Origin of the sequence: Streptomyces sp. NPDC046939, assembly GCF_040644575.1 — a bacterium.
Taxonomy (GTDB): domain Bacteria; phylum Actinomycetota; class Actinomycetes; order Streptomycetales; family Streptomycetaceae; genus Streptomyces.
Window position 1 is genome coordinate 133,840 of record NZ_JBEYWV010000016.1, and the last position, 25,990, is coordinate 159,829.

Below are 25,990 nucleotides of genomic sequence, written 5' to 3' on the forward strand. Positions count from 1 at the left end.
CATGCTCCTTAACGCCGTTAAGTCTACTCGTTCCCGAGCATGGCCTTAACGGCGTTAAACTGTCAAGCATGGCTGAGCGGAAGACCCCCGAAGAGCGACAGCAGAAGGTCAAGCTCGACAAGAGCTACGTCGCGGACACCGCCCTCGACCTGCTGAACGACGTGGGTCTGGAGGGTCTGACGCTGCGCGCCATCGCCAAGGAGCTGAACGTGCAGGCGCCCGCCCTGTACTGGCACTTCAAGAACAAGCAGGCGCTGCTCGACGAGATGGCGACCGTGATGTTCCGGCAGATGACGGAGGCCGGACGGAGGACCGGGGGAGGGGCCGGGGGAGAAGCCGGGCCGGAGATCACGTACGAGCCCGCCGGCACCTGGCAGGAATGGCTCGTCGACGCCAACAGGCGGCTGCGCGCCACGCTGCTGCGCTACCGCGACGGCGCGAGAGTCTTCAGCGGTTCGCGGTTCACGGGGGCCGACCACGGCCCGGAGCTGGAGGCGACGCTGCGGTTCCTGACGGGCGCCGGGTTCGAGCCCGACCAGGCGGCCTGGGCCAGCTCCACGATGTTCATGTACACGCTCGGCTTCGTCACCGAGGAACAGGGCATGGTGCCGCACGCGAAGCAGGAAGAGCCCGCGGTCGACGTCGACGCGCGGGCGGAGCTCCTGGCCGACTACCCGCTCGCCGCTGCCGCGGGACGGCATCTCTTCACGGCGTACGACGAGCGGTTCGAGGAGGGCTTGCGGCTGATCGTGGCGGGGATAGAGGCGCGCTACGGGGTGCGCTGAGGCGCGGCGGACGGGGCGGGCGCGCCGGACGGGGCCTGGCCGGGGCGCCGGTTGAGCACCCGGCGCAGCAAAGGCGTCGCCCACTCCTCCACGTACCGGTTGAGCAGCCACGCGAGCGTGAGCATCGCGCCGATCGTCGCCAGGAACGTCGCCCAGGACGGGACGCCCGCGTGCCGGTGCAGGGCCTCGATCACCACCCAGCCCAGGTGCTCGTGGACCAGGTAGAAGGGGTAGGTCAGCGCGCCCGCGACGGAGAGCCAGCGCCAGTTCGCCCAGGACGTCCAGCCGAGCGCGATCACGGTGACGACGGCGAAGCCGAGGGTGACCACGGCGATGATCCCGGGCGCGGAGCGGTTGGAGAAGAACTCCGGGTTCGGCGGGTGCCACAGCCGGTCCACGGCGTAGTGCTGCCCGATCAGCCAGCCGACCGCGACGATGCCCCACGCCGTCATGTCGCGCCGGTCGCGGTGGACCAGGTAGAGGCCGATGCCACCGATGAAGAACGGCGCGTACTCCGGCATGAGGACCAGGGTCAGCAGGGGTTCGTCCGCCGCCTGGGCGAACGCGGCGGCCAGCGTCCACACCGCGCAGAACAGCACGACGCGGTGGCGGGTCGCGCCCGGCAGGACGACGCACAGGGCGAACAGGGCGTAGAACCGCAGCTCCGCCCAGAGGGTCCAGCACACACCGAGCACCCGGTCCGCGCCGAGCGGCTGCTGAAGCATGGTCAGGTTGACCAGGGCGTCGCTCGGCGAGACCGCCTTGTAGACCACCATGGGCAGCGCGAAGACGGCGGTGACCAGGACGATCGCCACCCAGTAGGACGGCAGGAGGCGGGACGCGCGCGAGGCGAAGAACGAGCGCAGGGGCCGCCCCCAGCCGCTCATGCAGATCACGAACCCGCTGATGACGAAGAAGATCTGCACACCGAGACAGCCGTACGCGAACCAGTTGTGCAGCGAGGGGAACTGCACCCGCGCCGACGTGCCCCAGGCGTGGGACACCTCGCCGTCACGCCCGCCGTAGTGGTAGGCGGCCACCATGAGCGCGGCGACGAGACGCAGCCCGTCGAGGGCGTACAGGCGCGGCGCGGCGCGCTTCTTCGGCGGCGGTGGGGTGGCGGCCGAGGGGTCCGGGGCGACGGGCTGGGGGAGCGCGCCGGGTTCTATGACGGTCATCCGAGTGCGGCTCGCTTGATGGAGCGGGCCCGTTTGGCGACCTTGCGCACCGCCGCGTTGCGCGGGATGAACGCGAGCTGCGTCGGGACCGCGCCGGGCAGGGCGAGGGAGGTCAGACGGCGGCGCTTGAAGTACCGCCAGGTGTGCTCGTCCAGGCGCGTCGACAGGTACCGCTCGGCGGCCGGGCGCAGACCCGGGTAGATCTTGGCCTGCATCGCGAAGCCAACCGCTCGCAGCAGGTCGGTCAGTTCGGCGACGGACAGGCCCGGCTCCTGGGACTCGACGCGGGCGGTGTCCGTCAGCTCGGGAAGCAGCGCGTCGACGATCGTGACGGGGACCCGGTTGCTGTTCTGGTACGGGGTGAGCCGGTCGAGGAGGCGCGCCGTGCCGACCCGCGCGACCGGGATCCCGTACAGGGTGGACGCGGTGAGCAGCGCCGTGGAGAAGCAGCCGACGACGAGAGCCGGGCGCATCCGCTGGTAGAGGACCTCGGCGAGGACCGGCTTGTCCAGCACGGTCAGCTCGACGCCGAGCCGCTCCGCCTCCTTCTCCAGGACGCGCGACCAGCGGGCCGGGGCCGTGGGGTGCGGCTTGAACACGATGCGCCGGTGCCCGAGCGCGAAGGCGCCGCGCACCATCGTGACGTGCAGGTCCTCTTCCTCCTCGGCGGTGAGGATGTCGAGCGCGGAAAGGTACTGGCCGAGGACGAGGGCGGGTTCGCCGTCCACCGTGGGCAGCGCGCCCGCCGTGTCGCCCAGCTCCGTGAGGACCTTGACGAAGATCTCCGTCGGTACGACCTCCGGCGCGACGCCGAACTCCGTGAGCAGCAGCGGCGTCAGGCCCGGGACCAGATCGAGGTGGAGGAGGCGGCGCACGCGCGTGCCGACCAGCGGGTCCAGCTTGCTGCGGGTCGGGCCGTAGCTCATCAGGCCGTCCGCGTACACGTCGACGGGCGCGCCCGTGAAGATGCGGGCGATCGCCATCGCCGGGTTGACCTGGATGGACTCCACGGCCAGTTCGACGTCGTCGTCACCGAGCCGCCACAGCAGCCGCAGATGCCGCTCCCACAGGAGGAGGTCGTCGGCGCGCGGCGACCAGCCGCCCGGGTGGAACGGGAAGATCGTCTCGTTCCAGGACAGGACGTCGTCGAAGCGGCCGCGCAGCCGCTCGAAGCCGGGCATCTCGTCGACGGCCGGGGTCGTCTCGGGCGTCGCCGCGTTGTTGGCGACCAGCAGGATCGTGCGGTCCGCGGGCGCGAACAGGCCCGCGTCGAGCGCGGCGGCGAGCGTCGCGGTGCCGTACAGGGTCGAGGCGAGGAAGATACGCGTCGTCATGCCGCGGCCTCCGCGCTGACCGGACGGCGGCGCAGCCGGCGAAGGCGCGTGGCCCGCTCGACGTCCATCGAGTCGAGCGCCTCGTCGAGCACCCGCTGCGGCATGCGCTTGAGCGCCGCCGCGCTGAGGGTCTTCAATTTGCGCGCCACGGGCGGTTCGAACCTTTCGATGGATCCCAAGTGGTGGGAAATGATGGCGCAATACGTGCGTACGGCCTTCGGGAGAAGCCGGTCGGCATCCTTGTCCGCGGCGGTGTCCCGTATGACCTGGTCGAATGCGCGAATGAAATCGAGCTGGCGCACGTCACCGATCTGCGTGAGCGAAGAGGCGACGCCGCGCCGGTAGAACACGCCCAGCGTGCTCACCGCCGCGAAGGATTTCGCCTCGCGGTGCAGCCGCCAGATCCACGGCCGGTCCTCCGCCGTGCGCAGCCCGTCCGTGAAGTGCAGGAGCCCCTGGTCCGCGAGGCGCCGGTGGTACATGCCGGCCCACGCGTACGCGTAGTCGACGGACGTCGAGCGGTCCGCGGGCAGGATCGCCTCGCGCGGATCGAGGACGACGTCGCGCCGGCCGTGCGGCACCCGGTGCACCGAGCGGGCCCGCGCCGTGCACTGCACATGGTCCGTGCGCACGAAGTCGCAGCCCAGGGCCTCGATCGCGGACAGCAGCTTCGGGTAGTACCCCGGCGCGAGCCAGTCGTCGCCGTCCAGGAACGTGAGGTACTCGCCGCGCGCCGCGTCCAGGCCGGTGTTGCGCGCCGTGGCGAGTCCCCCGTTCCGCTCGTGGCGCACGACGACCGCGCCGGGCACCTCGCGCTCGGCGCGCGCGAGGATGTCCGGCGTCTCGTCCTTGGAACAGTCGTCGACGAGAATGAATTCGAAATCGTCCCGCGCGTTCGCACGGAGACTTCGCAGAGTGTCGGGCGCGTATTGCTGCACGTTGTAGAACGGCACGATGACGGAGAGCTTGACCACGACCGTGACGTTAGGCGGCGGCCCGGCATTCGTCTTGACCGGGAACTTGCTGTCGGGTGAACGACGCGTGGCGGGACCATGAACCAGCCCTCGTCCGGCGTGAATCCTGAGGTGATTCGCCATTCGTCGGCATGCTGTTAACCGTTTGTTGCGCTCGGGTTGGGCCGCGCATCGAAATGGCTTCCTAACTTCTTCGACGTGCCAGCAAGTACCCCCGAGCAACCCGGGCCGCGGCGGATCGCCGTGCTCGCGGACTCCGACACCCGATGGAAATGGGGCGCGCTCACCGCGTCCCGGCTCGCCCCCGACCACGTGACCCTCGACGGGTTCCTCCTGCGGGGCCGGGCCACCCCCACCCCCCGCCAGCTCACCGAGGTCGGCGTCCGCGCCGACCGGCTGCGCGAGGTCACCGCGGTCGAGTTCCTGCGGGAGATGGAGCGCTCCGTGCGGGGCGACGGATCCGGCGCGTACGACGTGGTCGTCCTCGCCCTCGTCGGCGGCGGCGTCCAGGCCGTGCTGCACGGGCTCGCCCACGCCTGGCGCGGAGTGTCCGAACGCCCCGTCGTCGTCACCGGCTACGTCGGCGTCGTCTACGAGAAGCTCGCCGACGGGCTCCTGCTGCGCCACGGCGCCGACGTGGTCCTCGCCAACTCGGCGTACGACGCCGAGCGCTTCCGGGCCGTCTACGAAGGGGTCGGCGCGGACGCGGGCTCGGTCACCGAGTGCGCGCTGCCGTTCCTCGGCGGCGACCCGTACAAGGAGCCGCACGACCCGTACACGGTGGTCTTCGCCGCGCAGCCGTCCGTCCCCGACACCCAGGCCGACCGCATGTACCTCCTCGACCGCCTGGTCCGGCACGCCAAGCGGTACCCCGAGCGCGACGTGCTGCTCAAGCTGCGCTCCAAGCCCGGCGAGCACACCACGCACATCGAGGAACTCCCGTACCAGAAGCTCGCCCAGCGGCTCGACCCGCCGCCCAACTTCCGCCTCGTCTACGGGAACATGGGCGAGGTCCTGGACCGTACGGACCTGCTCGTCACCGTCAGCTCCACGGCCGCCCTCGAATCGCTGCACCGGCGCATCCCGACCGCGCTCCTCACCGACCTCGGGGTGCGCGAGGCGCTCGGCAACCACCACTTCACCGGCTCCGGCTGCCTGGTCTCCTGGGACCAGCTCGACGCCGGCGCACTGCCCGAGGCCGACCCCGCCTGGGTGGCCCGGCAGGGCGTCGCCGCCGGGGGAGGCTCGTACGAGAGCGCCTTCGACGGGGCGCGCGCCAAGGTCGCCGCGCTCCTGGCGAGCGCCCGCCCGCCCCTGGCCCCGTACTACAACCGCACCACCGCACCCGGCTATCTGCCGCGCGTCCTCGCCCGCCACCACCTGGCGCCCGACGGCAGCCCGCTGCCCGGCGCGCCCGCCGCCGACCGGGACCCCGGTCCCGTCCGCCAGATCGTCCGCCGGGCCGCGCGCGGCGCCTACCGGCACGGCGTCCAGCGCGTCGCCCCCGTCATCCGCCGGATGGGCGAGCTGTGACCCGGCGTCCGCCTGATGGGCGAGCTGTGACCCGGCCCCCGCGCACCCGACCGTTCCCCGAAGGAGACCCGCACATGACCGACCCGGAAGCGGGACAGGCGGCCCCGGTCCGCCGCGTCCTCGCCGTGATCCCCGCCCGCGGCGGCTCCAAGGGCGTACCGGCCAAGAACCTCGCCCCGGTCGGCGGCGTGCCCCTGGTGGCCCGCGCCGTGCGCGAATGCCTCGCCACCCGGCAGGTCACCGACGTCGTGGTCTCCACCGACGACGCGGCCATCGCGGCCGCCGCGCGGGAGGCGGGTGCCGAGGTCGTGACGCGGCCCGCCGCCATCGCGGGTGACAAGGCCACCTCGGAGGCGGCCGTCCTGCACGCCATGGACGCGCACGAGGCGCTGCACGGCGCGGCCGTGGACGTCGTCCTGCTCGTGCAGTGCACCAGCCCGTTCATCGCCCGCGAGGACATAGACGGCGTCGTCGCCGCGATCATCGAGGACGGCGCGGACAGCGCGCTGACCGTGGCGCCCTTCCACGGCTTCGTCTGGCGCGACGCCGCGGACGAACCGCAGCCCGTCGCGGCGGACCGCGCGGCCCAGCTCGGCGGCACGGACACCCTGGTCACCGAGGCTCCCGCGACCGGTGGCGGCTACGGCGTCAACCACGACAAGTCCTTCCGCCCGCGCCGCCAGGACCGCCCCCAGGATCTGTTGGAGACCGGCGCCGTCTACGCGATGGAGGCCACCGGCTTCCGCCGCCACCAGCACCGCTTCTTCGGCCGCACCGACCTCGTGCGCACCGACCCCGCGCGGGTCCTGGAGATCGACGACCCGCACGACCTGGCCCGCGCCCGCGCGCTGGCCCCCCTCTTCGACCAGCGCACTCTTCCCACCCTGGAAGACATCGACGCGGTCGTCCTCGACTTCGACGGCACCCAGACCGACGACAAGGTGCTGATCGACTCCGACGGACGGGAGTTCGTCACCGTGCACCGCGGTGACGGCCTCGGCATCGCGGCCCTCCGCAGGAGCGGCCTGCGCCTGCTGATCCTGTCCACGGAAGTGAACCCGGTCGTCGCCGCACGGGCCAGGAAGCTCAAGATCCCGGTCCTGCACGGCATCGACCGCAAGGACCTCGCACTGAAGCAGTGGTGCGAGGAGCAGGGCATCGCGCCGGAGCGCGTGCTCTACGCCGGCAACGACGTCAACGACCTCCCGTGCTTCGGCCTCGTCGGCTGGCCCGTGGCGGTCGCGAGCGCCCACGACGTCGTACGCGGCGCCGCACGCGCGGTCACCACCGTCCCCGGTGGCGACGGCGCGATCCGGGAGATCGCCAGTTGGATCCTCGGCCCCTCTCTCGACACCCTCGAAACCAAGTAAGGAACGCACCTCACATGTCTGCTGCCTCCAACTCCCGCCTCCGCACCTTCGGCTCGCGCGTGGCCGGCCCCGGCCAGCCGGTCTACATCACCGGTGAGATCGGGATCAACCACAACGGCGACCTCGACAACGCCTTCAAGCTGATCGACGTGGCCGCCGAGGCCGGCTGCGACGCGGTGAAGTTCCAGAAGCGCACCCCCGAGATCTGCACCCCGCGCGACCAGTGGGACATCGAGCGGGACACCCCCTGGGGCCGGATGACGTACATCGACTACCGCCACCGCGTCGAGTTCGGCGAGGACGAGTACCGCCAGATCGACGAGCACTGCAAGAAGCGCGGCATCGACTGGTTCGCCTCCCCGTGGGACACCGAGGCCGTCGCCTTCCTGGAGAAGTTCGACGTCCCCGCCCACAAGGTCGCCTCCGCCTCCCTCACCGACGACGAGCTGCTCCGCGCCCTGCGCGCCACGGGCCGCACGATCATCCTCTCCACCGGCATGTCCACCCCGAAGCAGATCCGCCACGCGGTCGAGGTCCTCGGCTCGGACAACATCCTCATGTGCCACGCCACCTCCACGTACCCGTCGGTGGCCGAGGAGCTGAACCTCCGTGTGATCAACACCCTCCAGGCCGAGTACCCGAACGTCCCGATCGGCTACTCCGGCCACGAGACCGGCCTCCAGACCACCCTCGCGGCCGTCGCCCTCGGCGCCACCTTCGTCGAGCGCCACATCACCCTCGACCGCGCCATGTGGGGCTCCGACCAGGCCGCCTCCGTCGAGCCGCAGGGCCTCCAGCGCCTCGTCCGCGACATCCGCACCATCGAGGCGTCCCTCGGTGACGGCGTCAAGAAGGTCTACGAGTCCGAGCTCGGCCCGATGAAGAAGCTCCGCCGCGTCGCGGGCGTCGTCGCCGAGTCGGAGATCGCCGTCGCCGCGGGCGAGCCGGTCGGCGTCTGATCCTCAACTCGTCCCGGCGGTCCGGCGCGCCCGAACGGCGCCGGACCGCCTCGGCGTCCCCGGGGAGGGCCGCAATGTCCAGCAGTACCCTCTGCTTCGTCGAGAGCCCGGTACAGCTCCTCAACGTCCTGGAATGGGCGCACCACGCCGGGACGAAGGCGACCGTGGTCGTCCTCTCGCCCACCGACCCCATGACCCGCGGCCAACTGCGCCGCATGGCCGAACTGGCCCGCGCGGAAGGCCACACGGTGCGCTGGGAGGAGGCGCGCGACGGTGCGGGCGCCCCGTTCCAGACGGTCGGCGGCCTCGCGGGGCCCCTGCGCAAGGCCGAGCGCGTCGTGATCGGCGACCCGTTCTCCCGCTACGTACAACTACTCCTCATGATCACCCGCGCCCGTGACCTGGTCGTCGTCGACGACGGCACGGCGACGATGGAGTTCGTCGCGCAACTGGCGCGCGGCGAACGACTCGTGCGCTGGCACCGCCGGGGCGGCCGCCCCGGCCCCCGCGACCTGGTCTTCGCGCCGGTCTCCTCCTCGGCCCGCAGACGCCTGACCCCGCGCACGGGCCGCCGCGAGGTAACGGTCTTCACGTCCATGCCGGTCGACGAGGCGCCGGACGGCGTGAAGATCGCGGAGAACGACTACGCCTGGACCCGGGCCCGCTTCGGCCCGCCCCTCCTGACACGGGGCGCGGACCTGGTGGGCACGTCCCTGGTCGAGACGGGGGTCGTGGACCTCGACCGCTACCTGGAGGCGGTCCGCGCCCTCGCCACCGCCCACGGCGCCACCCGCTACTTCGCCCACCGCCGCGAGGCCGCCGACAAACTCCACCGCCTCGCCACCGAGACCGGCCTGGAGGTCGTCCGCCCCGACCTCCCCCTGGAACTCATCGCCCGCCGCGGCCCTGTCGGCCGTACGATCCTGAGCTTCCCCTCGACGGTCGTCCACACCCTCCCGATCGCCCTGGAAGGCACGGGCGTCAAGGTAGCCGTCTGCGAGATCGACCCGACGTGGCTCACCGAGGGCGTCTCCGACCACGCGCAGGGCTTCTTGGCGGGGATCGCGGGGTCGGCGAAAGGGGTGCGGCTGGTGTGAGATGCCGGGCGGCTGCGTTCTACACCTGGACGTCCTCGGCGGGGCCGGCCTTGAGCGCGCGTATGAGCGCGTGAAGCGGGCCGTGTGAGGTGGCCAGGACGACGTTCGGGACGTCGCTCTCGCGCAGGCGGAGGGTGCCGTCGGGGGCGGTGGCTATGTAGACGCAGGAGGACGCCTCTTGGCTGTACGCCGATTTCTGCCAGGTCAGTTCGCCGATCATCAAGCCCTCACTCATGGTCGACAGTGATGTGATGGAGCAGGGGCGCGGAACTCATCATCAGGGTCAGGCCTGTATGCCCTCGAAGGCTCCGGCCTTGAGCGCGCGTATGAGCGCTTGGAGCGGGCCGTGTGAGGTGGCCAAGATGATGTCCGGATCGTCGCTCTCGCGCAGGCGGAGGGTTCCGTCCGGAGCGGTGGCTATGTAAACGCAGGAAGAACCTGTTTCGCTGTAGCTGGATTTCTGCCAGGCGAGTTCGAACGTAGGGGGCATAGGGGCACCTCTCGTCAGGTGTTCTTGGCAATGCGGAGAATCAGGTCGCGCGATGCGTCCGGGGCGAGAGCCGCGGCTTCCATGCGGTCAAGCACCATCCGGTACGTTTCCAACTTCCCGGCGGCATCGAACAGTTCTGCGCCATGAGCCGTGTCCAGCGAGGCGGTGTCCAGGGCCGTGACGGGGCCGTGGGCGTAGTCCAGTCCGTGTCCTGCGGTGGGGAACGACGTACCGTCGAAGGGGATGACCCGGATTTCGATGTTCGACTCCTCGCTCACCTCGGCAAGGTGGTGCAACTGCGCCTTGGCCACCTCGCGTCCGCCGAACTGCATCCGCAGAGCGGCTTCATGTACGAGTGCGGTGTACGGCACGGGCCGGTTCTGGAAGAGAACGACCTGACGCTTCACGCGGTACGAGACGCGATGTTCGATGTCGTGCGGGCGCAAGGCGGGGACGACTTCACGGAACAGGGCACGCGCGTGCTCGGGTGTCTGCAGTAGTCCTGGGATGTTGATGACTTGAGCGACTCGTAGAGCTGTCGCGTGGAACTCCATCTCCGCCAGGTCCAGGAGGCTCGGCGGCAGGATGTCGCGATACTCCTCCCACCACCCACGGCATCGCTCACCGGCCATGTCGGCGACGGCCTCGACAAGGGGCTGGTCGATGCAGGCGTACAGGTGGGCGAGTGTGCGGACACGCTCGGCGCTCACGCCGAACCGGTTGGCCTCGATGTTGCTGATCTGCGCGCTCGTCGTTCCCAGTCTGCGGGCGGCTTCGGCCGCGGTCAGGCCGGCGCGCTCCCGCATACGACGCAGCTCGACGCCGACCCGCAGACGTCGAGCCGATGCGGCGGTTCTTGGTGCCATGTTCCTGCTCCGTCTCGTACGCGAGTCCACGGGTCACCCACACGGGTGCAATCCCTGAACGCTTTGCTATGAAGTGCAAAACGTTCAGGGATTGCAGTCTAGGTTGTAGCCGACCCGCCCAACTCGCTGTCCCGCAAGCCGGAAGCGCTCTGTGCATCGCCATGCGCGGCATGCCACCGCCGGAGTGGTCGAGCCAAGGCGGACCGACCTCGCCCCGCAAGGAGGCGTCCATGCCCACCGTATCCCCGCCCCTGCACCCCGCAGCCTGGTCCCACACACTTCACCTTCCGCATGATCCCCGCTCCCCACGGACCGCCCGTCACACCGTGCGAGCCGTCGTCATCGCCTACGGGCTGACACAAGTCGGAGACACGGCGGAGCTGTTGACGTCGGAGATGGTGACGAACGCCTACCTGCACACCCAGGGCCCCGCCGCTCTGCGGCTTTGCGCACTCGACTCGTCGGTACCCGGCGTGCGCGTGAGCGTGTGGGACACCGATCCGTACGTCCCTGCACCGTTCTCCGTCCCTCGGGAGCGGCCCGGCCGAGGTCCCTGGAACCGGTCGGCGGAGGTGATGAGCGACAGTGGGCGAGGTCTCCAGCTCGTGCGCGCGTACGCGGACAGTTGGGGCGGTTTCCCGCTGCGGGACAGTACCTACGGGCGGGACGGAAAGCTGTTGTGGTTCGAACTCCGAGGGCAGCCGTGAGGGCGTGCTCACGACGCCGACGGGCACGTCGCTCACCCTCCGCGTCAACACGCACCATGCCGAGACCGGCCTGCCGATGTGCGCGGCCCTCGCCGACCTTCTGGAGAGGGCGCCATGAACGAGCAGCGATTGCTACAGCACCTTGTCGCGACCCTCAGGGCCAAGGGAGCCCTGCGTACGGAACCGTGGAAGGAAGCGGCGGCCGCGGTACCCCGGCACGAGTTCCTGCGCGGTGGATTCTTCCGAGCAGTCCCCGGCACCGAACCCACGGCGTGGACCTCGGTCCGCCCGGACAGCGGCGAGTGGCTGCCCGCCTGCTACCTCGACGAGTCACTGGTCACGCAGATCGCAGGCACGGTCAGGCCTGCGGACATCCGCGGCGAGATCATGCGGGAGCCGACCAGTTCCAGCACGCTGCCCTCCCTTGTCCTGCGCATGTTCGAGGATCTGGAGGTGGAGCCGGGCATGAAGATGCTGGAGATCGGCACCGGTACCGGGTACTCCACAGCCCTCGCCTGTCGTCGCCTCGGTTCGGAGAACGTCACCTCGATCGAGTACGACGCCGACGTCGCCCAGAGCGCCCGAGAAGCCCTCGGGCGTCTCGACCTGTACCCCACGCTCCTGACGGGCGACGGCCTTCTGGGGGCCGCCGAGCTCGGCCCTTACGATCGGATCATCGCCACCTGCGCGGTGCACACGGTGCCCACGTCGTGGATCGAGCAGACCCGGCCGGGCGGCCGGATCCTCACGGTGATCGCAGGCCGCCTCAATGCCTCAGCACTCGTTCGCCTCACCGTTCACGGGGACGGAACCGCCAGTGGACCGGTGCTGGACGGTCACGTCAGCTTCATGCCGGCCCGGTCCCACGCGCCGCCCCCGCTGGGCGTTCTTCCGGACCTGTCCGCAGGCCGTGAGCGCGGGACCGGCATCGGCGCCGATGTGCTGGCCGACCGGACGACCCGTCTCATCACGCAGTTCGCCGTACCGGCTGCGCGGCATCTGAAGCTACGCGTCGGCCACCGCGACGAAGACGTGGTGATCGACGAGGAAACCGGCGCATGGACGGCACTGCGTGCGGAAGGCAGCGGCTGGATCGTTCGGGAAGGGGGTGCGCACCCCCTGTGGGAGACCGTGGAAGAGCTGATCGAGCGGTGGCGATCCGACGGTGGTCCGGCGGTCGAGCAGACAACCGTCACGGTCACCGCGCACTCGCAGAGCATCCGCTGGTGAACCCATGACCCCTCGTGCGAAACGCGGGGGGGATAAGACGTCGTCATACCCACCCCGCGCGATCGACATGCGCAGCGCGGCCAAGTTTTCTACCCCAAATTGGCTGATGTTTTGTTGATCGAGGCTCGGTCGGCACTCGTGTCGTCCTACCCTTCACAGGGTGAACTACGTGACGCCCCGAGAGACCGAGGTCGACCTGCCGGGTGAAGAAAACGCCGGCAGCGCGCTCCCCGGCGCTCTGCCCGAAGCCCTCCGCGCCGAGCTCGTCGAATTCCGGCGCGACCTGCACATGCACCCGGAGCTGGGGAACCAGGAGTTCCGCACCACCGCCGCGATCAAGGCCAGGCTGGAGAAGGCCGGGCTCACCCCGCGCGTCCTCGACGGCGGCACCGGCCTCATCTGCGACATCGGCACCGGCACCGAGACGGGGGAGTACGAGGGCGAGGACGGCCTCTTCGCCCTGCGCGCCGACATCGACGCGCTGCCGATCCCGGACACCAAGGCGACCTGCGCGTACCGGTCCACCGTGCCGGACCGCGCCCACGCCTGCGGCCACGACGTGCACACCACCGTCGTGCTCGGCGCGGGCCTCGTCCTCGCCGACCTCGACCGGCTCGGCCGCCTCCCGCACCCCGTGCGGCTGATCTTCCAGCCAGCCGAGGAAGTGCTGCCGGGCGGCGCCGCCGACGCGATCGAGTCCGGGGCGCTCGAAGGCGTCCGCAAGATCGTCGCCGTGCACTGCGACCCCAAGGTCGACGCCGGCCGGATCGGCCTGCGGTACGGCCCCATCACCTCCGCCTGCGACCGCCTCGACATCAGTCTCGACGGCCCCGGCGGCCACACCGCGCGCCCGCACCTCACGACGGACCTGGTCACGGCGGTGGCCAGGGTCGCCACGGACGTGCCCGCCGTGGTGGCCCGCCGCGTGGACGCCCGCTCGGGCCTCGTCCTCACCTGGGGCCGCATCGAGTCCGGCCACACGTGCAACGTGATCCCGCAGCACGCCGAGCTTTCCGGCACCGTCCGCTGCCTCGACCTCGACGCGTGGCGCGAGGCGCCCGACGTGATCCACGCCGCCGTCCAGGAGATCGCCGACCTCTACCGAGCCAAGCCGGTCGTCAACTACGTCCGCGGCGTCCCCCCGGTCGTCAACGACCCGGCGGTCACCGACCTCCTCCGCGACGCCATGGCGGCCCGCCGCGGCCTCTCCTCCGTCGAGGACACCCCGCAGAGCCTCGGCGGCGAGGACTTCTCCTGGTACCTGGAGCACGTCCCCGGCGCGATGGCCCGCCTCGGCGTGAAGCCCCCGCAGGACCGCACGTCCCGCGACCTCCACCAGGGCGACTTCGACGTGGACGAGTCGGCGATCGGGGTGGGAGTGGAACTCTTCACAGCAGCGGTCCTCCTGGACAAGCCGAACCTCTGAGGGCCGCGCCCCTCGCCGGCTCCGGCACAGCAAGCCTGATCAAGCCCCTCCGGCACATCAAGCCCCTCCGGCGATTGAGGAGCGGGGTCCGGGGCGGAGCCCCGTGACCTCGACCTCGGCGGGCCCGCGCCCCACACCCACGCCCCGCGCAGCGGCCTCGCCACGATCCGATAACAGCCGCGCCGAACCCGTTCCACGCCCCTTCTACGCGCGTTACGCTCCGCCGAACTCAGCGCCCCGCGCGGCGTGTTGACGAAGGAGCGGTCCATCATGCGTCGATCTCGTACGTCCCGGCTCACGCACGTCGCGGTGGCCGTCACCGGCCTCGCCCTCGCCGCCACCGCCTGCGGCGGCACCAGCGCCGACAAGGCGGGCGACGAGGCCAAGGAGAAGAACCTGGGCATGGCGATCTCCTACGACGTGGGCGGCCGCGGCGACCAGTCCTTCAACGACGCCGCGTACTCGGGCATGGTGAAGGCGGACGAGGAGTTCGGCTACAAGAGCGACGACCAGGAGCCGAGCGACGGCGAGAGCGACGCGGACAAGATCGCCCGCCTCAGCTCCCTCGCGAAGTCGGGCTACAACCCGGTCATCGGGGTCGGCTTCGCGTACGCGCCCGCCGTGAAGGCCGCCGCCGCGAAGTATCCGAAGACGACGTTCGGCATCATCGACGACTCGACGATCAACGCGAAGAACGTCGCCGACCTGGTCTTCAGCGAGGAGCAGGGCTCCTACCTGGCCGGTGTCGCCGCCGCGAAGGCGACCAAGTCGAACACGGTCGGCTTCGTCGGCGGCGTGGACGTCCCCCTCATCCACAAATTCGAGGCCGGTTACGTCCAGGGCGTGAAGGACACGAACAGCAAGGTCAAGGTCGTCAAGCAGTACCTGACCGAGACCGCCGAGGAGGGTGGCTTCTCCAGCCCGGACAAGGGCAAGACGGCCGCCGAGGCGCAGATCGAGAAGGGCGCGGACGTGGTCTACCACGCGGCGGGTCTCTCCGGTCAGGGCGTCATCCAGGCCGCCGCCGCGAAGAAGGTGTGGGCGATCGGCGTCGACTCCGACCAGTACAACCAGAAGCCGCTGGCGGCCTACAAGGACTACATCCTGACCTCCGCCACGAAGGACGTCGGCCGCGCCGTCTACGAGCTGGCCAAATCCGTCCACGACAAGAAGCCGCTCTCGGGCGTGACCCGCTTCGACCTGAAGGCGGGCGGCGTCGGCATCACCGACACGAACCCGAAGTTCAAGGAGATCCCGGGCCTCGCGGACGCCGTGGAGAAGGCCAAGCAGAACATCATCGACGGCAAGGTGACGGTCGCGTCGAAGCCGTAGTCACCGCCCCGTCCCCCCGCGCGCGCCCCGTCTTCCCCCAGAAGGCGGGGCGCGTCCGTATGTCCGTACAAGATCGATTCAGGTCGCTTTCAGTACGGACGCATAACGGTCTGCCGGAGAGTCTTCAATGCGCGTTCTACGCGCGTTAATCTGCGGCGAAGCCAGCGCCGTCCGGACCGTCGTCGGTGCTTGTACACAAGGAGCTCATCCCATGCGCCGGGTTTCCCGAATAGCGCTCGCAGGTACTGCGACCGTTGCTCTCGCCGCTTCCCTGTCCGCCTGTGGCGGCACCTCCAGCGACGCCGCAAGCAAGGAGAACGGCGGCAAGTCCAAGGGCATCGCCATCGCGTACGACGTGGGCGGCCGCGGTGACCAGTCCTTCAACGACGCCGCGTACGAGGGCATGAAGAAGGCCGAGAGGGAGTTCGGCTACAAGGGCGAGGACCAGGAGCCGACGGACGGCGAGACGGACGCGGACAAGACCGCGCGCCTGGTCGCCCTGGCCAAGGAGGGCTACAACCCGGTCGTCGGCATCGGCTTCGCGTACGCGCCCGCCGTGAAGGCCGCCGCCGCGAAGTACCCGAAGACCACCTTCGGTGTCGTGGACGACGCCACGGTCAAGGCGGACAACGTCGCGGACCTCGTCTTCAGCGAGCAGGAGGCCTCCTACCTGGCCGGTGTCGCGGCGGCGAAGTCCACCAAGTCGAACACGGTCGGTTTCGTGGGCGGCGTGGACGTCCCCCTCATCCACAAGTTTGAGGCCGGCTTCAAGCAGGGCGTCACGGACACCAACAAGAAGGTCAAGGTCGTCTCGCAGTACCTGACCGAGACCGCCGACGAGGGCGGCTTCTCCAGCCCCGACAAGGGCAAGACGGCCGCCGAGGCGCAGATCGAGAAGGGCGCGGACGTGGTCTACCACGCGGCCGGCCTCTCCGGTCAGGGCGTCATCCAGGCCGCCGCCGCGAAGAAGGTCTGGGCGATCGGTGTCGACTCCGACCAGTACGCGCAGAAGGCCCTCGCCCCGTACAAGGACTACATCCTCACGTCGGCCACGAAGAATGTGGCGTCGGCCGTGTACAACCTGGCCAAGTCGGTCCAGGATGGCAAGCCCGAGACCGGCGTCATCACCGGTGACCTGAAGTCGGGCGAGGTCGGCCTGGCCGACTCCAACCCGAAGTTCTCCGGTGACGACGCGATGCAGAAGGCGCTGAAGGATGCCGAGGCGGGCATCACCAGCGGCAAGATCAAGGTCAACAGCAAGTAGTCACCACGCGGACATGAGCGGGAAACGGGGTGCGGCGATTCTCTGACCGGGATGAGTCGCACCCCGTTCTGCGGCGATTCCCCGCCCGGGACGAGCCGCACCCCGTTCGCACCGGGCGCGGCACACCCGTGTCAGGGGCAGCCCCGACAGCGGGGGACCCGGCACCGGGCAGCCCCGGAACCGGGGGCGCCGGCCATGGGCAGTCCTGGTATCGGGCAGTCCCAGGACCGGGCAGCCTCGGGACCGGACAGTCCCGGTTACGGGCAGCCCCGGCCACGGGCAGCCCCGGAACCGGGGAGTCCCGGCACCGGGCACCCCCGGAACCGGGGAGTCCCGGCACCGGGCACCCCCGGCGCCGGTCCGTCCCGGCCCCCCGGGACAGCCCACCCCCCGCCCCGGCGGGGCCGCGGCACATCCCGACCCCGGGACGTACCGCACCCGGTTCGCGGCGGAGCCGATTCGCCCGAATCGACCGACTCGCGTCCATCTCGTACTGCCGTAGGGGCTCTACGCGTGTAGAAGGCCCCCATCTCCCAGGAGAGTGCGCCATCAACGCGTCCAGCAGCCCGCCGGCCGTCGAACTGACCGGCATCACCAAACGCTTCCCCGGCGTCGTCGCCAACCACGACATCCACCTCACCGTCCGCAAGGGCACCGTGCACGCCCTCGTCGGTGAGAACGGTGCGGGCAAGTCGACCCTGATGAAGATCCTCTACGGCATGCAGAAGCCGGACGAGGGCACCATCGCGATCGACGGCGAGGCGGTCTCGTACTCCTCGCCCGCCGACGCCATCGCGCGCGGCATCGGCATGGTTCACCAGCACTTCATGCTCGCCGACAACCTCACGGTCCTGGAGAACGTGGTCCTCGGCAGCGAGAAGCTGTACGGGATCGGCGCCCGCGCCCGCCGCAAGATCCTGGAGATCTCCGAGCGCTACCACCTCAACGTGCGCCCGGACGTCCTGGTCGAGGACCTCGGCGTCGCGGACCGCCAGCGCGTGGAGATCCTGAAGGTCCTCTACCGGGGTGCGACCACCCTGATCCTCGACGAGCCGACCGCCGTGCTCGTCCCGCAGGAGGTCGACGCGCTCTTCGACAACCTGCGCGAGCTCAAGGCCGAGGGCCTGTCGGTCATCTTCATCTCGCACAAGCTCGGTGAAGTCCTCTCCGTGGCCGACGAGATCACCGTCATCCGGCGCGGCACGACGGTCGGCACGGCCGTCCCCGCCGAGACGACGCCCCGCCAGCTCGCCGAGCTGATGGTGGGCAGCGAACTGCCGACGCCGGAGACCGCCGAGTCGACGGTGACGGACCGGCCGGTGCTCACGGTCAAGAACCTCACGGTCGCCGACAAGGGCGTGGTCCAGCTCACCTCCATGACGCCCGCCGGCATGGTGGCGGACGAGACCGCCCGGGGCACCGCACGGCTCGCCCTGGACGACATCTCCTTCACGATCCACGCGGGTGAGGTCCTCGGTATCGCGGGCGTCGAGGGCAACGGCCAGACCGAGCTGATCGACGCGCTCATCGGCCTCGCCCACGCCGACTCAGGCACCATCGAGCTGGAGTCCGAGGAGATCACCTCCTGGGCCACCCGCAAGCGCCGCGAGCAGGGCATCGGCTACATCCCCGAGGACCGCCACCGCCACGGCCTGCTCCTGGACTCCCCGCTGTGGGAGAACCGCATCCTCGGCCACGTCACCGAGAAGCCGAACGCGCGCGGCGTCCTCCTCGACCTCAAGGCGGCGCAGGCGGACACCCGCCGCATCGTCGAGGAGTACGACGTCCGCACCCCCGGCATCGACGTCACCGCCGCCTCCCTCTCCGGCGGCAACCAGCAGAAGCTGATCGTCGGCCGCGAGATGAGCCACAAGCCCCGCTTCCTCATCGCCGCGCACCCGACGCGCGGCGTGGACGTCGGCGCGCAGGCGCAGATCTGGGACCAGATCCGCGAGGCGCGCCGCGAGGGCCTGGCCGTCCTCCTCATCTCGGCCGACCTCGACGAGTTGATCGGCCTCTCCGACACCCTCCGCGTGATCTACCGCGGGCGGCTCGTCGCCGACGCCGACCCGGCCACGATCACCCCGGAGGAGCTGGGGTCGGCGATGACGGGCGCGGCCTCCGGCCACCTGGAACACGTAGAAGAAGAAGCAGCAGCGGCAGCGGATGCGGACGCGGCGCGGCAGTCGAAGGACGAGTCCTGATGGCCATGAAGAACAAGTTCGACAAGGAGCGGCTGCTCCTCGGCGTCTCGGGGCCGGTCATCGCGCTCCTCACCGCCGTGGTGCTCACCTCCATCGTGCTGCTCGCCTCGGGCAAGTCCCCGATCGAGCCGTACAGCATCATGTTCGAGCAGGCGACGTTCTCGGACGTGCAGGTCCTGATCATCAACCAGGCCGGCATGTACTACCTCGCCGCGCTCGCGGTCGCCATCGGCTTCCGCATGAACCTCTTCAACATCGGTGTGGACGGCCAGTACCGGCTCGCCGCCGTCGTCGCCGCGATCGTCGGCGCGAAGGTGGCCCTTCCGGGCTTCGCGCAGATCCCGCTGCTCATCCTCGTCGCCATGCTGACCGGCGCCATGTGGGCCGGTATCGCGGGCATCCTGAAGGTGACGCGCGGCGTCAGCGAGGTCGTCGCGACGATCATGCTGAACTCGATCGCGTCCAGCCTCATCGGCTACCTGTACCTGCCCGAGGTCTTCGGCGTGCAGGTCGGCAACAACAAGACGACCGGCATCATGCACGAGTCGGGCTGGTTCCCCGGCATCAACATGGGTGAGGGCGTCGGCGAGATCTACGGCTTCGTCGTGATCGCCGCGCTGCTCGGTGTCGCGTACTGGTTCGTCCTCAACCGCACCCGCTTCGGCTTCGACCTGCGCGCCACCGGCGCCTCGGAGTCGGCCGCCGCCGCGTCCGGCGTCGACGCCAAGCGCATGGTGCTCACCGCGATGCTCGTCTCGGGCGCCCTCGCGGGCCTCGCCGGTCTGCCGCTCCTGCTCGGCGACACGCACACGTACTCCCTCACCTTCCCGACGACGATTGGCTTCCAGGGCATCACCATCGCCCTGCTCGGCCGCAACTCGCCGGTCGGCATCGCCTTCGCCGCGCTCCTCATCTCCTGGCTGGAGAAGGCCTCGCAGGAACTCGACCTGCGCGGCTACGACAAGGAGATCGCGGTGATCATGCAGGGCATCATCACCATCGCGGTCGTCGTCTCCTACGAGGCCGTACGGGTCTGGGGCCAGCGCCGCCAGCAGCGCCGGGTCGGCATCGAACTCGCCGCCGCAGCCGGTGAGAACACCAGCGAACTCAAGAAGGAGGTCGCTGCCTGATGAGCACGGCTACGGTCCTCGACAAGAAGCCCGCCTCGCCGCCCGCCAAGGGCGCCCGGGGCAAGCTGTCCCTGCCGGTCCTGATGCTCGTCATCGCGGGCGTCCTGGCACTCACCTCGCTCGTCCGCCTCGTCACCGACGCGAACGGCATCACCAACGTCAGCCAGATGGCGACGGCCCTCCAGCTCGCCGTGCCGATCGGCCTCGCCGGTCTCGGCGGCCTGTGGGCCGAGCGCGCGGGCGTCGTCAACATCGGCCTCGAAGGCATGCTGATCCTCGGCACCTGGTTCGGCGCCTGGGCCGGTTACCAGTGGGGCCCCTGGGTCGGCGTACTCCTCGGCATCGTCGGCGGCGCGCTCGGCGGCCTGCTCCACGCGGTCGTCACCGTCACCTTCAACGTGAACCACATCGTCTCCGGTGTCGCGATCAACATCCTCGCGCTCGGCGTCACCCGCTACCTCTCCAACTTCACGTTCGAGGGCGTCGAGGGCGGCACCACCAAGCAGTCCCCGCCGGTCGACTCGCTCGGCACGATCACGGTCCCCGGCCTCTCCGACTGGCTGACCACGCTCAACGAGAAGCACTGGTTCTTCGTCTCCGACATCGCGGGGCTCCTCGGCGGCCTGGTCACCAACCTGTCGCCGCTGACGATCGTCGCGGTCGCGCTCATCCCGGTCACCTGGTGGGTGCTGTGGCGCACCGCGTTCGGTCTGCGCCTGCGCTCCTGCGGTGAGAACCCGGTCGCGGCCGAGTCGCTCGGCGTCAACGTGATCAAGTACAAGTACCTGGCCGTCATCATCTCCGGCGGCCTCGCCGGACTGGGCGGCGCGTTCCTGTCGATCGTCGCCAACCCCTTCTACCTGGAGGGCCAGACCGCCGGTAAGGGCTACATCGGCCTCGCCGCGATGATCTTCGGCAACTGGATGCCGGGCGGACTCGCCCTCGGCGCCGGCCTGTTCGGCTACACCGACAGCCTCAAGCTGCGCGGTGGCACGGAGAACGTCCACGCGCTCCTCCTGCTCGTCGCCCTGCTCCTGGTCATCGGCGCCGTCTGGATGGTCGTGAAGAAGAAGTACGTCGCCGGTGTCGTCTGCGCCGTCGCCGCCGCGGGCATGGCAGCCTGGTACGCCACCACCGACGACGTGCCGACGCAGCTCGTCACCGCCACGCCGTACGTCGTCACGCTGCTCGTCCTCTCCTTCTCGGCCCAGCGCCTGCGGATGCCGAAGGCGGACGGCCAGCCGTACCGGAAGGGACAGGGCAAGTGACGACCGCGACCGACGCCTTCGACTGGGCCGCGCTCCGGGAGGCCGCCCGCGCGGCCATGGCGACCGCGTACGCGCCGTACTCGGGCTTCCCGGTCGGCGCGGCGGCCCTCGTCGACGACGGCCGCACGGTCACCGGCTGCAACGTCGAGAACGCCTCGTACGGGCTCGGCCTGTGCGCCGAGTGCGGACTCGTCTCCCAGCTCCAGCTCACCGGCGGCGGCCGGCTGACGCACTTCACCTGCGTCGACGGCAAGGGCGAGATCCTGATGCCGTGCGGCCGCTGCCGCCAGCTCCTGTACGAGTTCGGGGGCCGGGAGCTGCTCCTGGAGACCGCATCCGGGGTGCGCCCGCTCGGCGAGATGCTGCCGGACGCGTTCGGCCCGGAGCACTTGAACAACCCGTAAGTACCGGACGGCCCCGCCGAGTTGGCGGGGCCGTCTTACTCCGCCGTTTCTATGCGCGTAGAGTCGGCGCTCGTACCTGTGTTGTGGGTCGGCTACCGGAAGGAAGTGCCATGGACGTCATCTCCGTCATCCGTACGAAGCGGGACCGCGGGCGGCTCAGTGACGCGCAGATCGACTGGGTCGTCGACGCCTACACGCGCGGCGAGGTCGCCGACGAGCAGATGTCCGCCCTGGCCATGGCGATCTTCCTGAACGGCATGGACCGCGCGGAGATCGCCCGCTGGACCGCCGCGATGATCAACTCGGGTGAGCGGATGGACTTCTCGGTCCTGCCGCGCCCCGCCTCCGACAAGCACTCCACCGGCGGCATCGGCGACAAGATCACGCTGCCGCTCGCCCCGCTGGTCGCGGCGTGCGGCGCCGCCGTGCCGCAGCTCTCGGGGCGGGGCCTCGGCCACACCGGCGGCACCCTCGACAAGCTGGAGTCGATCCCCGGCTGGCGCGCGAACATCTCCAACGAGGAGATGATGCGCACCCTGGAGGACGTCGGCGCCGTCATCTGCGCACCCGGCAGCGGCCTTGCCCCCGCCGACAAGAAGCTCTACGCGCTCCGCGACGTCACCGCGACCGTGGACTGCATCCCCCTCATCGCCTCCTCGATCATGTCGAAGAAGATCGCGGAGGGGACGGGCTCGCTGGTCCTCGACGTGAAGGTGGGCACGGGCGCCTTTATGCAGGAGCTGGAGCAGGCCCGCGAACTCGCCCGCACGATGGTCGGCCTGGGCGCCGACCACGGCCTGCCGACCGTCGCCCTCGTGACGGACATGAACACCCCGCTCGGCCTCACCGCGGGCAACGCCCTCGAAGTCCGCGAATCCATCGAGGTCCTCGCGGGCGGCGGCCCCGCCGACGTCGTCGAACTCACCCTCGCCCTCGCCCGCGAGATGCTCGACGCGGCGGGCCTCAAGGACGCCGACCCGGCGAAGGCCCTCGCCGACGGCTCCGCGATGGACGTCTGGCGCCGGATGATCGCGGCCCAGGGCGGCGACCCGGACGCGGCGCTCCCCACGGCCCGCGAGACCCACGTCGTCACGGCCCCGTCCTCCGGCGTCCTGACCCGCCTCGACGCGATGGGCGTCGGCCTCGCCGCCTGGCGCCTCGGCGCGGGCCGCTCCCGCAAGGAGGACCCGGTCCAGGCGGCGGCGGGCGTCGAACTCCACGCGAAGCCCGGCGACGCCGTGACCGAGGGCCAGCCCCTGCTCACCCTGCACACGGACACGCCCGAGCGGTTCGCGTACGCGCTGGAGTCGGTGGAGGGCTCGTACGACATCGCGCCCACGGGGACGGACTTCTCGGCGGGCCCGATCGTGCTGGAACGTATCGGCTGACGCCTCTTTGAACTGGGGGTTTCTCGTACGGGTGAACGGGATCGACGGACCTCCGCCGGTCCCGTTCGCGAGGGCAGCCGGGTGGAGGTCACCGGGGGAGTGGTCACGGTGGCGCCGTCGGCCGCGCCCCCGCATCACTTCATCGCCGGTGATCTGCACAAGGCGCTGCACCGGGCCGTTCCCGCCGAGTGGGGCATCCACCAGTGGCTGCCCCTCGCCGTTCCGTCCCATGGAGGCATGTACCTGCCCGACGTGCTCGTCGTCCCCGGGAAGGGGCCCCGGATCGGCGGGTCCCGCGCGCCGGCTGCCCACGCCGAGCTGGCCGTGGAGATCACGTCGCGCTCCGACGCCCGGCACGAACGGGTGATCAAGCGTGACGCCTACGCCGCCGCGGGCATCCCGCTGTACCTCCTGGTCGACCGCTTCGCCCCGGGCGGCCCGACCGTGACGCTCTACGGCGAACCGCGTGACGGCGCCTACAGCGTGCTGGCGGAGACCGCGTTCGGCGCCGCCGTCGAGCTCCCCGCACCCTTCGAGGTCACCATCAGCACAGACGACTGGCCCACCCCTTGAGTCACCCCAGCAACGCCGCCACCACGACCAGCACCGGCACCGAAGCCATCGTCGACAGCAGGATCGACTCCCGGGCCAGCCGCTCGGCGCCCCCGTAGCGGCTCGCGTACGCGTACAGGTTCTGGGCCGCCGGAAGTGCCGAGGTCACCACCACGTCCAGGAGGCGTTCTCCGCGCAGGCCGAAGACGAGCGCGGCAAGGGCCCACGCCGCCACCGGCTGCCCCACCGCCTTCAGGGCCGTCGACAGAAGCACCGGCACCCGGTCCGCACCCCGCCCGCCCGGCCAGGCGCTCCCGCACAGCGATATGCCGAACGCGATGAGGATCGCCGGGACCGACATGTTGCCGATCAGTTCCAGCGGGTCGAGGACGGGAGAGGGAACCGTCAGGCCCGTCGCGGAGACGAGGACTCCGGACAGCGCGCCGATCGCGATCGGGTTCCGGAACGGGGTGAGCAGCCGCTGCCCCCATGACTGCCGCGTCCCCGACGACTCCGACTCCGCCAGGTCCAGGATCGTCAGCGCGACGGGTGTCACGACGATCTGCTGGAACAGGAGCACGGGCGCCACGAGTGACGCGTCGCCCAGTACGTACACCGCGATCGGGATGCCGAGATTCCCCGAGTTCACGTACGACGAGCACAGCGCGCCGACCGTCGTCCGGCCGACGCCCCAGCCGCGTACGACCCCCACCGCGACGAAGACCCCGGCCGTCGCTGCCGTCGACAGCGCCGTGACGAGCAGGCTCGGCGAGAGGATCAGGGACAGGTCCGCCTTGGACAGCATGGTGAAGAGGAGGGCCGGGGTGGCCACGTGGAAGGCCAGTTTCGTCAGGACCTCACGGCCGTTCTCGCCCAGATGGCCGCGCCGCCCGATGAGATAGCCGACCGCGATGACGAGGGCGATGACCGCGAAACCGTTGAGAACCCCTTGCACGGGACCCACCCTCGGACGGCAAGGAACCGCAGGTCAACGCCGATCTGCCGCAACGTGACCCAGCCCACGCCACACCGGCACCCCTGGGCGGCGATGAATTCCGGCCGGACGCGGGGTCCTTCTCTGCGTGGCCGAATACTCGCTCCCTCCTGTCGTGGTCGTCGCCGGGCCGATCCGCCCCGGCGACGCCTCCGCCCTGTGCGACCGCGTGCGGGACGCCCGCGCGCCGACCGTCGTCTGTGACGTCTCCGGCGTCACCAGCGCCGACCTCGTCACCGTCGACGCCCTCGCCCGGATGCAGCTCGCCGCACGGCGGGCCGGGGGACGGATCAGGCTGCGTGATCCGTCCCCCGCGCTCGCCCTGCTGCTCCGGATGTCCGGGCTCGCCGACGCGCTGGGGCTGGAGGACGGCGACGGCTCAGGCGGGCAGCCGCTCGGGGACGCCGAAGAGGGGGAACCACCGCTTGCTGAGGTCCAGGAAGCAGTGGAAACCGGCGATCCGGCCCTCTGAGATCTCCAGGACCTGGATCGCCCACGGGACGTACCCGCCGCTGTCCGGGTCCGGCTTGTAGTGGGCGAACGCCGGTGTCCCGTTCGCCGACACCGGAAGCAGACGCGAGCCCGCGCACTCGTGCCCGATCGTCGTCATGAAGCCCGTGATGTCGTCGGCGCCGCGCAGCCACAGGTCGAACGGCGGCATCGTCATGACGGCGTCCTCGGCGAGCAGCGCCGTGAGCGCCTTCATGTCGTAGCCCTCGAAGGCCGCCACGTACCGGGCGAGGAGCTTCTGCTGCTCCTCGTCGAGCGTGTCCGCCGTCGCCGAGTCGGCGGGCGGCGCGTCCGCGAGCGTGGCCCGTGCCCGCTGGAGCGCGCTGTTGACCGAGGCGACCGAGGTGTCGAGCAGTTCGGCGACCTCGCTCGCCTTCCATGCGAGGACCTCGCGGAGGATGAGCACCGCCCGCTGCTTGGCGGGCAGTTGCTGAAGGGCCGCGACGAACGCGAGCCGCACCGATTCCTTGGCCACCGCCGCCTCCGCGGGGTCGTGAACCGTCGGCAGGACGCGCGCGTCCGGCATCGGCTCCAGCCACACATGGTCCGGGCGCGGTGTCAGCGCGGCCTGCGCGAGCGGCGCCGCCGCCGTCAGGTCCATCGGCCTGGCCCGCTTGTTGCCCGCCTGGAGGGAGTCCAGGCACACGTTCGTCGCGATGCGGTACAGCCAGGAGCGGAGCGAGGAGCGGCCCTCGAACTTGTCGAAGCTGCGCCAGGCCCGCACCATCGTGTCCTGCACGGCGTCCTCGGCCTCGAACGCCGAGCCGAGCATCCGGTAGCAGTACCCCGTCAGCTCGACCCGGTACTTCTCCAGGTCGTCGAGTTCGGCCTTCGTCGCGGTGTCGCTCATCGTCCAACGCCCCCATCGCCGCTGTGAATCGCTGTGAGCCCCAGCACTCCGCAAGCTACCGCAGCCCACTGACAACGGCCCCCGGACCGGCGATAAGCGCAGGTCCAAGGGCCGTTGACGCAACGTCTGGGGCGGAAGTCGGGCG

General features: G+C 70.5%; 25 protein-coding genes. 17 read left to right on the top strand and 8 right to left on the bottom strand.

All coding sequences use genetic code 11. The features are described 5' to 3' along the window. The first annotated feature begins 68 nt into the window (after positions 1-68). Complete coding sequence (locus tag ABZ877_RS19400) at positions 69-785, top strand: TetR/AcrR family transcriptional regulator C-terminal domain-containing protein (RefSeq protein WP_361072387.1); 717 nt, start codon at positions 69-71, stop codon at positions 783-785. On the opposite strand, the gene ABZ877_RS19405 is transcribed toward ABZ877_RS19400, so the two are convergent. The 3 genes from ABZ877_RS19405 to ABZ877_RS19415 are packed head-to-tail and all read right to left on the bottom strand — an operon-like array spanning position 770 to position 4,271. Next, the gene (locus tag ABZ877_RS19405; protein ID WP_361072390.1) at positions 770-1,963 is read right to left on the bottom strand and encodes an acyltransferase; all 1,194 of its coding nucleotides are present in this window, start codon (positions 1,961-1,963) and stop codon (positions 770-772) included. The two genes, ABZ877_RS19400 and ABZ877_RS19405, sit on opposite strands and share 16 nt — an antisense overlap. Next, positions 1,960-3,297, bottom strand: a complete 1,338-nt coding sequence (locus tag ABZ877_RS19410; RefSeq protein WP_361072393.1) for a polysialyltransferase family glycosyltransferase — start codon at positions 3,295-3,297, stop codon at positions 1,960-1,962. Before ABZ877_RS19410 ends, ABZ877_RS19405 begins: the two co-directional genes overlap by 4 nt. Then, a complete protein-coding gene (locus ABZ877_RS19415) occupies positions 3,294-4,271 on the bottom strand; it encodes a glycosyltransferase family 2 protein (RefSeq protein WP_361072576.1) in 978 nt (325 codons plus the stop codon). Before ABZ877_RS19415 ends, ABZ877_RS19410 begins: the two co-directional genes overlap by 4 nt. A gap of 198 nt (positions 4,272-4,469) precedes the next feature. On the opposite strand from ABZ877_RS19415, the gene ABZ877_RS19420 reads away from it, so the two are divergent. From ABZ877_RS19420 to ABZ877_RS19435, 4 genes are all read left to right on the top strand, one after another. After that, positions 4,470-5,804, top strand: a complete 1,335-nt coding sequence (locus tag ABZ877_RS19420) for a DUF6716 putative glycosyltransferase (protein WP_361072397.1) — start codon at positions 4,470-4,472, stop codon at positions 5,802-5,804. Positions 5,805-5,878: 74 nt separating this feature from the next. After that, positions 5,879-7,174 carry an N-acylneuraminate cytidylyltransferase gene (locus ABZ877_RS19425; RefSeq protein WP_361072400.1) on the top strand — a complete coding sequence of 432 codons (1,296 nt, stop codon included), beginning with the start codon at positions 5,879-5,881 and terminating at the stop codon, positions 7,172-7,174. Between the two features lie 14 nt (positions 7,175-7,188). Further along, positions 7,189-8,133, top strand: a complete 945-nt coding sequence (locus tag ABZ877_RS19430; protein WP_361072403.1) for an N-acetylneuraminate synthase family protein — start codon at positions 7,189-7,191, stop codon at positions 8,131-8,133. A gap of 74 nt (positions 8,134-8,207) precedes the next feature. Then, positions 8,208-9,230, top strand: a complete 1,023-nt coding sequence (locus ABZ877_RS19435; RefSeq protein WP_361072405.1) for a hypothetical protein — start codon at positions 8,208-8,210, stop codon at positions 9,228-9,230. A 19-nt stretch (positions 9,231-9,249) separates the two neighbouring features. On the opposite strand, the gene ABZ877_RS19440 is transcribed toward ABZ877_RS19435, so the two are convergent. From ABZ877_RS19440 to ABZ877_RS19450, 3 genes are read right to left on the bottom strand one after another with little or no spacing between them, the layout of a single operon-like run. After that, positions 9,250-9,465 (bottom strand): DUF397 domain-containing protein, encoded by a 216-nt coding sequence (locus ABZ877_RS19440; RefSeq protein ID WP_361072408.1) that lies wholly within the window; start codon positions 9,463-9,465, stop codon positions 9,250-9,252. A gap of 48 nt (positions 9,466-9,513) precedes the next feature. Then, positions 9,514-9,720, bottom strand: a complete 207-nt coding sequence (locus ABZ877_RS19445; RefSeq protein ID WP_361072411.1) for a DUF397 domain-containing protein — start codon at positions 9,718-9,720, stop codon at positions 9,514-9,516. A gap of 14 nt (positions 9,721-9,734) precedes the next feature. Next, entirely contained in the window at positions 9,735-10,586 is an 852-nt protein-coding gene (locus ABZ877_RS19450) for a Scr1 family TA system antitoxin-like transcriptional regulator (RefSeq protein ID WP_361072414.1), read from the bottom strand. Between the two features lie 326 nt (positions 10,587-10,912). Between ABZ877_RS19450 and ABZ877_RS19455 the strand changes: the two genes are divergently transcribed. The 11 genes from ABZ877_RS19455 to ABZ877_RS19505 all read left to right on the top strand — a co-directional run bounded on the left by ABZ877_RS19455 (position 10,913) and on the right by ABZ877_RS19505 (position 23,512). Continuing rightward, positions 10,913-11,293, top strand: coding sequence for an ATP-binding protein (locus tag ABZ877_RS19455; protein WP_361072418.1), 381 nt, complete (start codon positions 10,913-10,915; stop codon positions 11,291-11,293). Positions 11,294-11,371: 78 nt separating this feature from the next. Continuing rightward, positions 11,372-12,523, top strand: a complete 1,152-nt coding sequence (gene tgmC / locus ABZ877_RS19460; RefSeq protein ID WP_361072421.1) for an ATP-grasp peptide maturase system methyltransferase — start codon at positions 11,372-11,374, stop codon at positions 12,521-12,523. 169 nt (positions 12,524-12,692) lie between these two features. Beyond that, positions 12,693-13,949 carry an amidohydrolase gene (locus ABZ877_RS19465; protein WP_361072579.1) on the top strand — a complete coding sequence of 419 codons (1,257 nt, stop codon included), beginning with the start codon at positions 12,693-12,695 and terminating at the stop codon, positions 13,947-13,949. 270 nt (positions 13,950-14,219) lie between these two features. Beyond that, the gene (locus ABZ877_RS19470; protein WP_361072424.1) at positions 14,220-15,281 is read left to right on the top strand and encodes a BMP family ABC transporter substrate-binding protein; all 1,062 of its coding nucleotides are present in this window, start codon (positions 14,220-14,222) and stop codon (positions 15,279-15,281) included. Between the two features lie 211 nt (positions 15,282-15,492). Further along, positions 15,493-16,545, top strand: a complete 1,053-nt coding sequence (locus ABZ877_RS19475; RefSeq protein WP_361072427.1) for a BMP family ABC transporter substrate-binding protein — start codon at positions 15,493-15,495, stop codon at positions 16,543-16,545. A gap of 548 nt (positions 16,546-17,093) precedes the next feature. After that, positions 17,094-18,749, top strand: coding sequence for an ABC transporter ATP-binding protein (locus ABZ877_RS19480; RefSeq protein ID WP_361072582.1), 1,656 nt, complete (start codon positions 17,094-17,096; stop codon positions 18,747-18,749). 5 nt (positions 18,750-18,754) lie between these two features. Next, positions 18,755-19,879, top strand: coding sequence for an ABC transporter permease (locus tag ABZ877_RS19485; RefSeq protein WP_361072585.1), 1,125 nt, complete (start codon positions 18,755-18,757; stop codon positions 19,877-19,879). Further along, on the top strand, positions 19,879-21,147 hold the full coding sequence (locus ABZ877_RS19490; protein ID WP_361072430.1) for an ABC transporter permease: 1,269 nt from the start codon (positions 19,879-19,881) through the stop codon (positions 21,145-21,147). The genes ABZ877_RS19485 and ABZ877_RS19490 overlap by 1 nt, the downstream gene beginning before the upstream one ends. After that, positions 21,144-21,551 (top strand): cytidine deaminase, encoded by a 408-nt coding sequence (locus ABZ877_RS19495; protein ID WP_361072433.1) that lies wholly within the window; start codon positions 21,144-21,146, stop codon positions 21,549-21,551. Before ABZ877_RS19490 ends, ABZ877_RS19495 begins: the two co-directional genes overlap by 4 nt. A gap of 110 nt (positions 21,552-21,661) precedes the next feature. After that, entirely contained in the window at positions 21,662-22,939 is a 1,278-nt protein-coding gene (locus ABZ877_RS19500; RefSeq protein ID WP_361072436.1) for a thymidine phosphorylase, read from the top strand. An 81-nt stretch (positions 22,940-23,020) separates the two neighbouring features. Beyond that, entirely contained in the window at positions 23,021-23,512 is a 492-nt protein-coding gene (locus tag ABZ877_RS19505; RefSeq protein WP_361072439.1) for a Uma2 family endonuclease, read from the top strand. Position 23,513: 1 nt separating this feature from the next. Here ABZ877_RS19505 and ABZ877_RS19510 read toward each other — a convergent pair whose 3' ends face one another. After that, complete coding sequence (locus tag ABZ877_RS19510) at positions 23,514-24,446, bottom strand: AEC family transporter (RefSeq protein WP_361072442.1); 933 nt, start codon at positions 24,444-24,446, stop codon at positions 23,514-23,516. A gap of 127 nt (positions 24,447-24,573) precedes the next feature. On the opposite strand from ABZ877_RS19510, the gene ABZ877_RS19515 reads away from it, so the two are divergent. Next, positions 24,574-24,957, top strand: a complete 384-nt coding sequence (locus ABZ877_RS19515; RefSeq protein ID WP_361072445.1) for an STAS domain-containing protein — start codon at positions 24,574-24,576, stop codon at positions 24,955-24,957. Here the strand turns inward: ABZ877_RS19515 and ABZ877_RS19520 are convergent. Then, a complete protein-coding gene (locus ABZ877_RS19520; RefSeq protein WP_361072448.1) occupies positions 24,865-25,845 on the bottom strand; it encodes a sigma-70 family RNA polymerase sigma factor in 981 nt (326 codons plus the stop codon). The genes ABZ877_RS19515 and ABZ877_RS19520 overlap by 93 nt on opposite strands. Between the last annotated feature and the right edge of the window lie 145 nt (positions 25,846-25,990).

What these genes read in the sequence shown, in the direction of transcription:
- ABZ877_RS19400 (WP_361072387.1), top strand. Translation starts at nt 69, where the DNA reads ATGGCTGAGCGGAAGACCCCCGAAGAGCGACAGCAGAAGGTCAAGCTC.
- ABZ877_RS19405 (WP_361072390.1), bottom strand. Translation starts at nt 1,963, where the DNA reads ATGACCGTCATAGAACCCGGCGCGCTCCCCCAGCCCGTCGCCCCGGAC.
- ABZ877_RS19410 (WP_361072393.1), bottom strand. Translation starts at nt 3,297, where the DNA reads ATGACGACGCGTATCTTCCTCGCCTCGACCCTGTACGGCACCGCGACG.
- ABZ877_RS19425 (WP_361072400.1), top strand. Translation starts at nt 5,879, where the DNA reads ATGACCGACCCGGAAGCGGGACAGGCGGCCCCGGTCCGCCGCGTCCTC.
- ABZ877_RS19430 (WP_361072403.1), top strand. Translation starts at nt 7,189, where the DNA reads ATGTCTGCTGCCTCCAACTCCCGCCTCCGCACCTTCGGCTCGCGCGTG.
- ABZ877_RS19435 (WP_361072405.1), top strand. Translation starts at nt 8,208, where the DNA reads ATGTCCAGCAGTACCCTCTGCTTCGTCGAGAGCCCGGTACAGCTCCTC.
- ABZ877_RS19440 (WP_361072408.1), bottom strand. Translation starts at nt 9,465, where the DNA reads ATGAGTGAGGGCTTGATGATCGGCGAACTGACCTGGCAGAAATCGGCG.
- ABZ877_RS19445 (WP_361072411.1), bottom strand. Translation starts at nt 9,720, where the DNA reads ATGCCCCCTACGTTCGAACTCGCCTGGCAGAAATCCAGCTACAGCGAA.
- ABZ877_RS19450 (WP_361072414.1), bottom strand. Translation starts at nt 10,586, where the DNA reads ATGGCACCAAGAACCGCCGCATCGGCTCGACGTCTGCGGGTCGGCGTC.
- ABZ877_RS19470 (WP_361072424.1), top strand. Translation starts at nt 14,220, where the DNA reads ATGCGTCGATCTCGTACGTCCCGGCTCACGCACGTCGCGGTGGCCGTC.
- ABZ877_RS19475 (WP_361072427.1), top strand. Translation starts at nt 15,493, where the DNA reads ATGCGCCGGGTTTCCCGAATAGCGCTCGCAGGTACTGCGACCGTTGCT.
- ABZ877_RS19485 (WP_361072585.1), top strand. Translation starts at nt 18,755, where the DNA reads ATGAAGAACAAGTTCGACAAGGAGCGGCTGCTCCTCGGCGTCTCGGGG.
- ABZ877_RS19490 (WP_361072430.1), top strand. Translation starts at nt 19,879, where the DNA reads ATGAGCACGGCTACGGTCCTCGACAAGAAGCCCGCCTCGCCGCCCGCC.
- ABZ877_RS19500 (WP_361072436.1), top strand. Translation starts at nt 21,662, where the DNA reads ATGGACGTCATCTCCGTCATCCGTACGAAGCGGGACCGCGGGCGGCTC.
- ABZ877_RS19520 (WP_361072448.1), bottom strand. Translation starts at nt 25,845, where the DNA reads ATGAGCGACACCGCGACGAAGGCCGAACTCGACGACCTGGAGAAGTAC.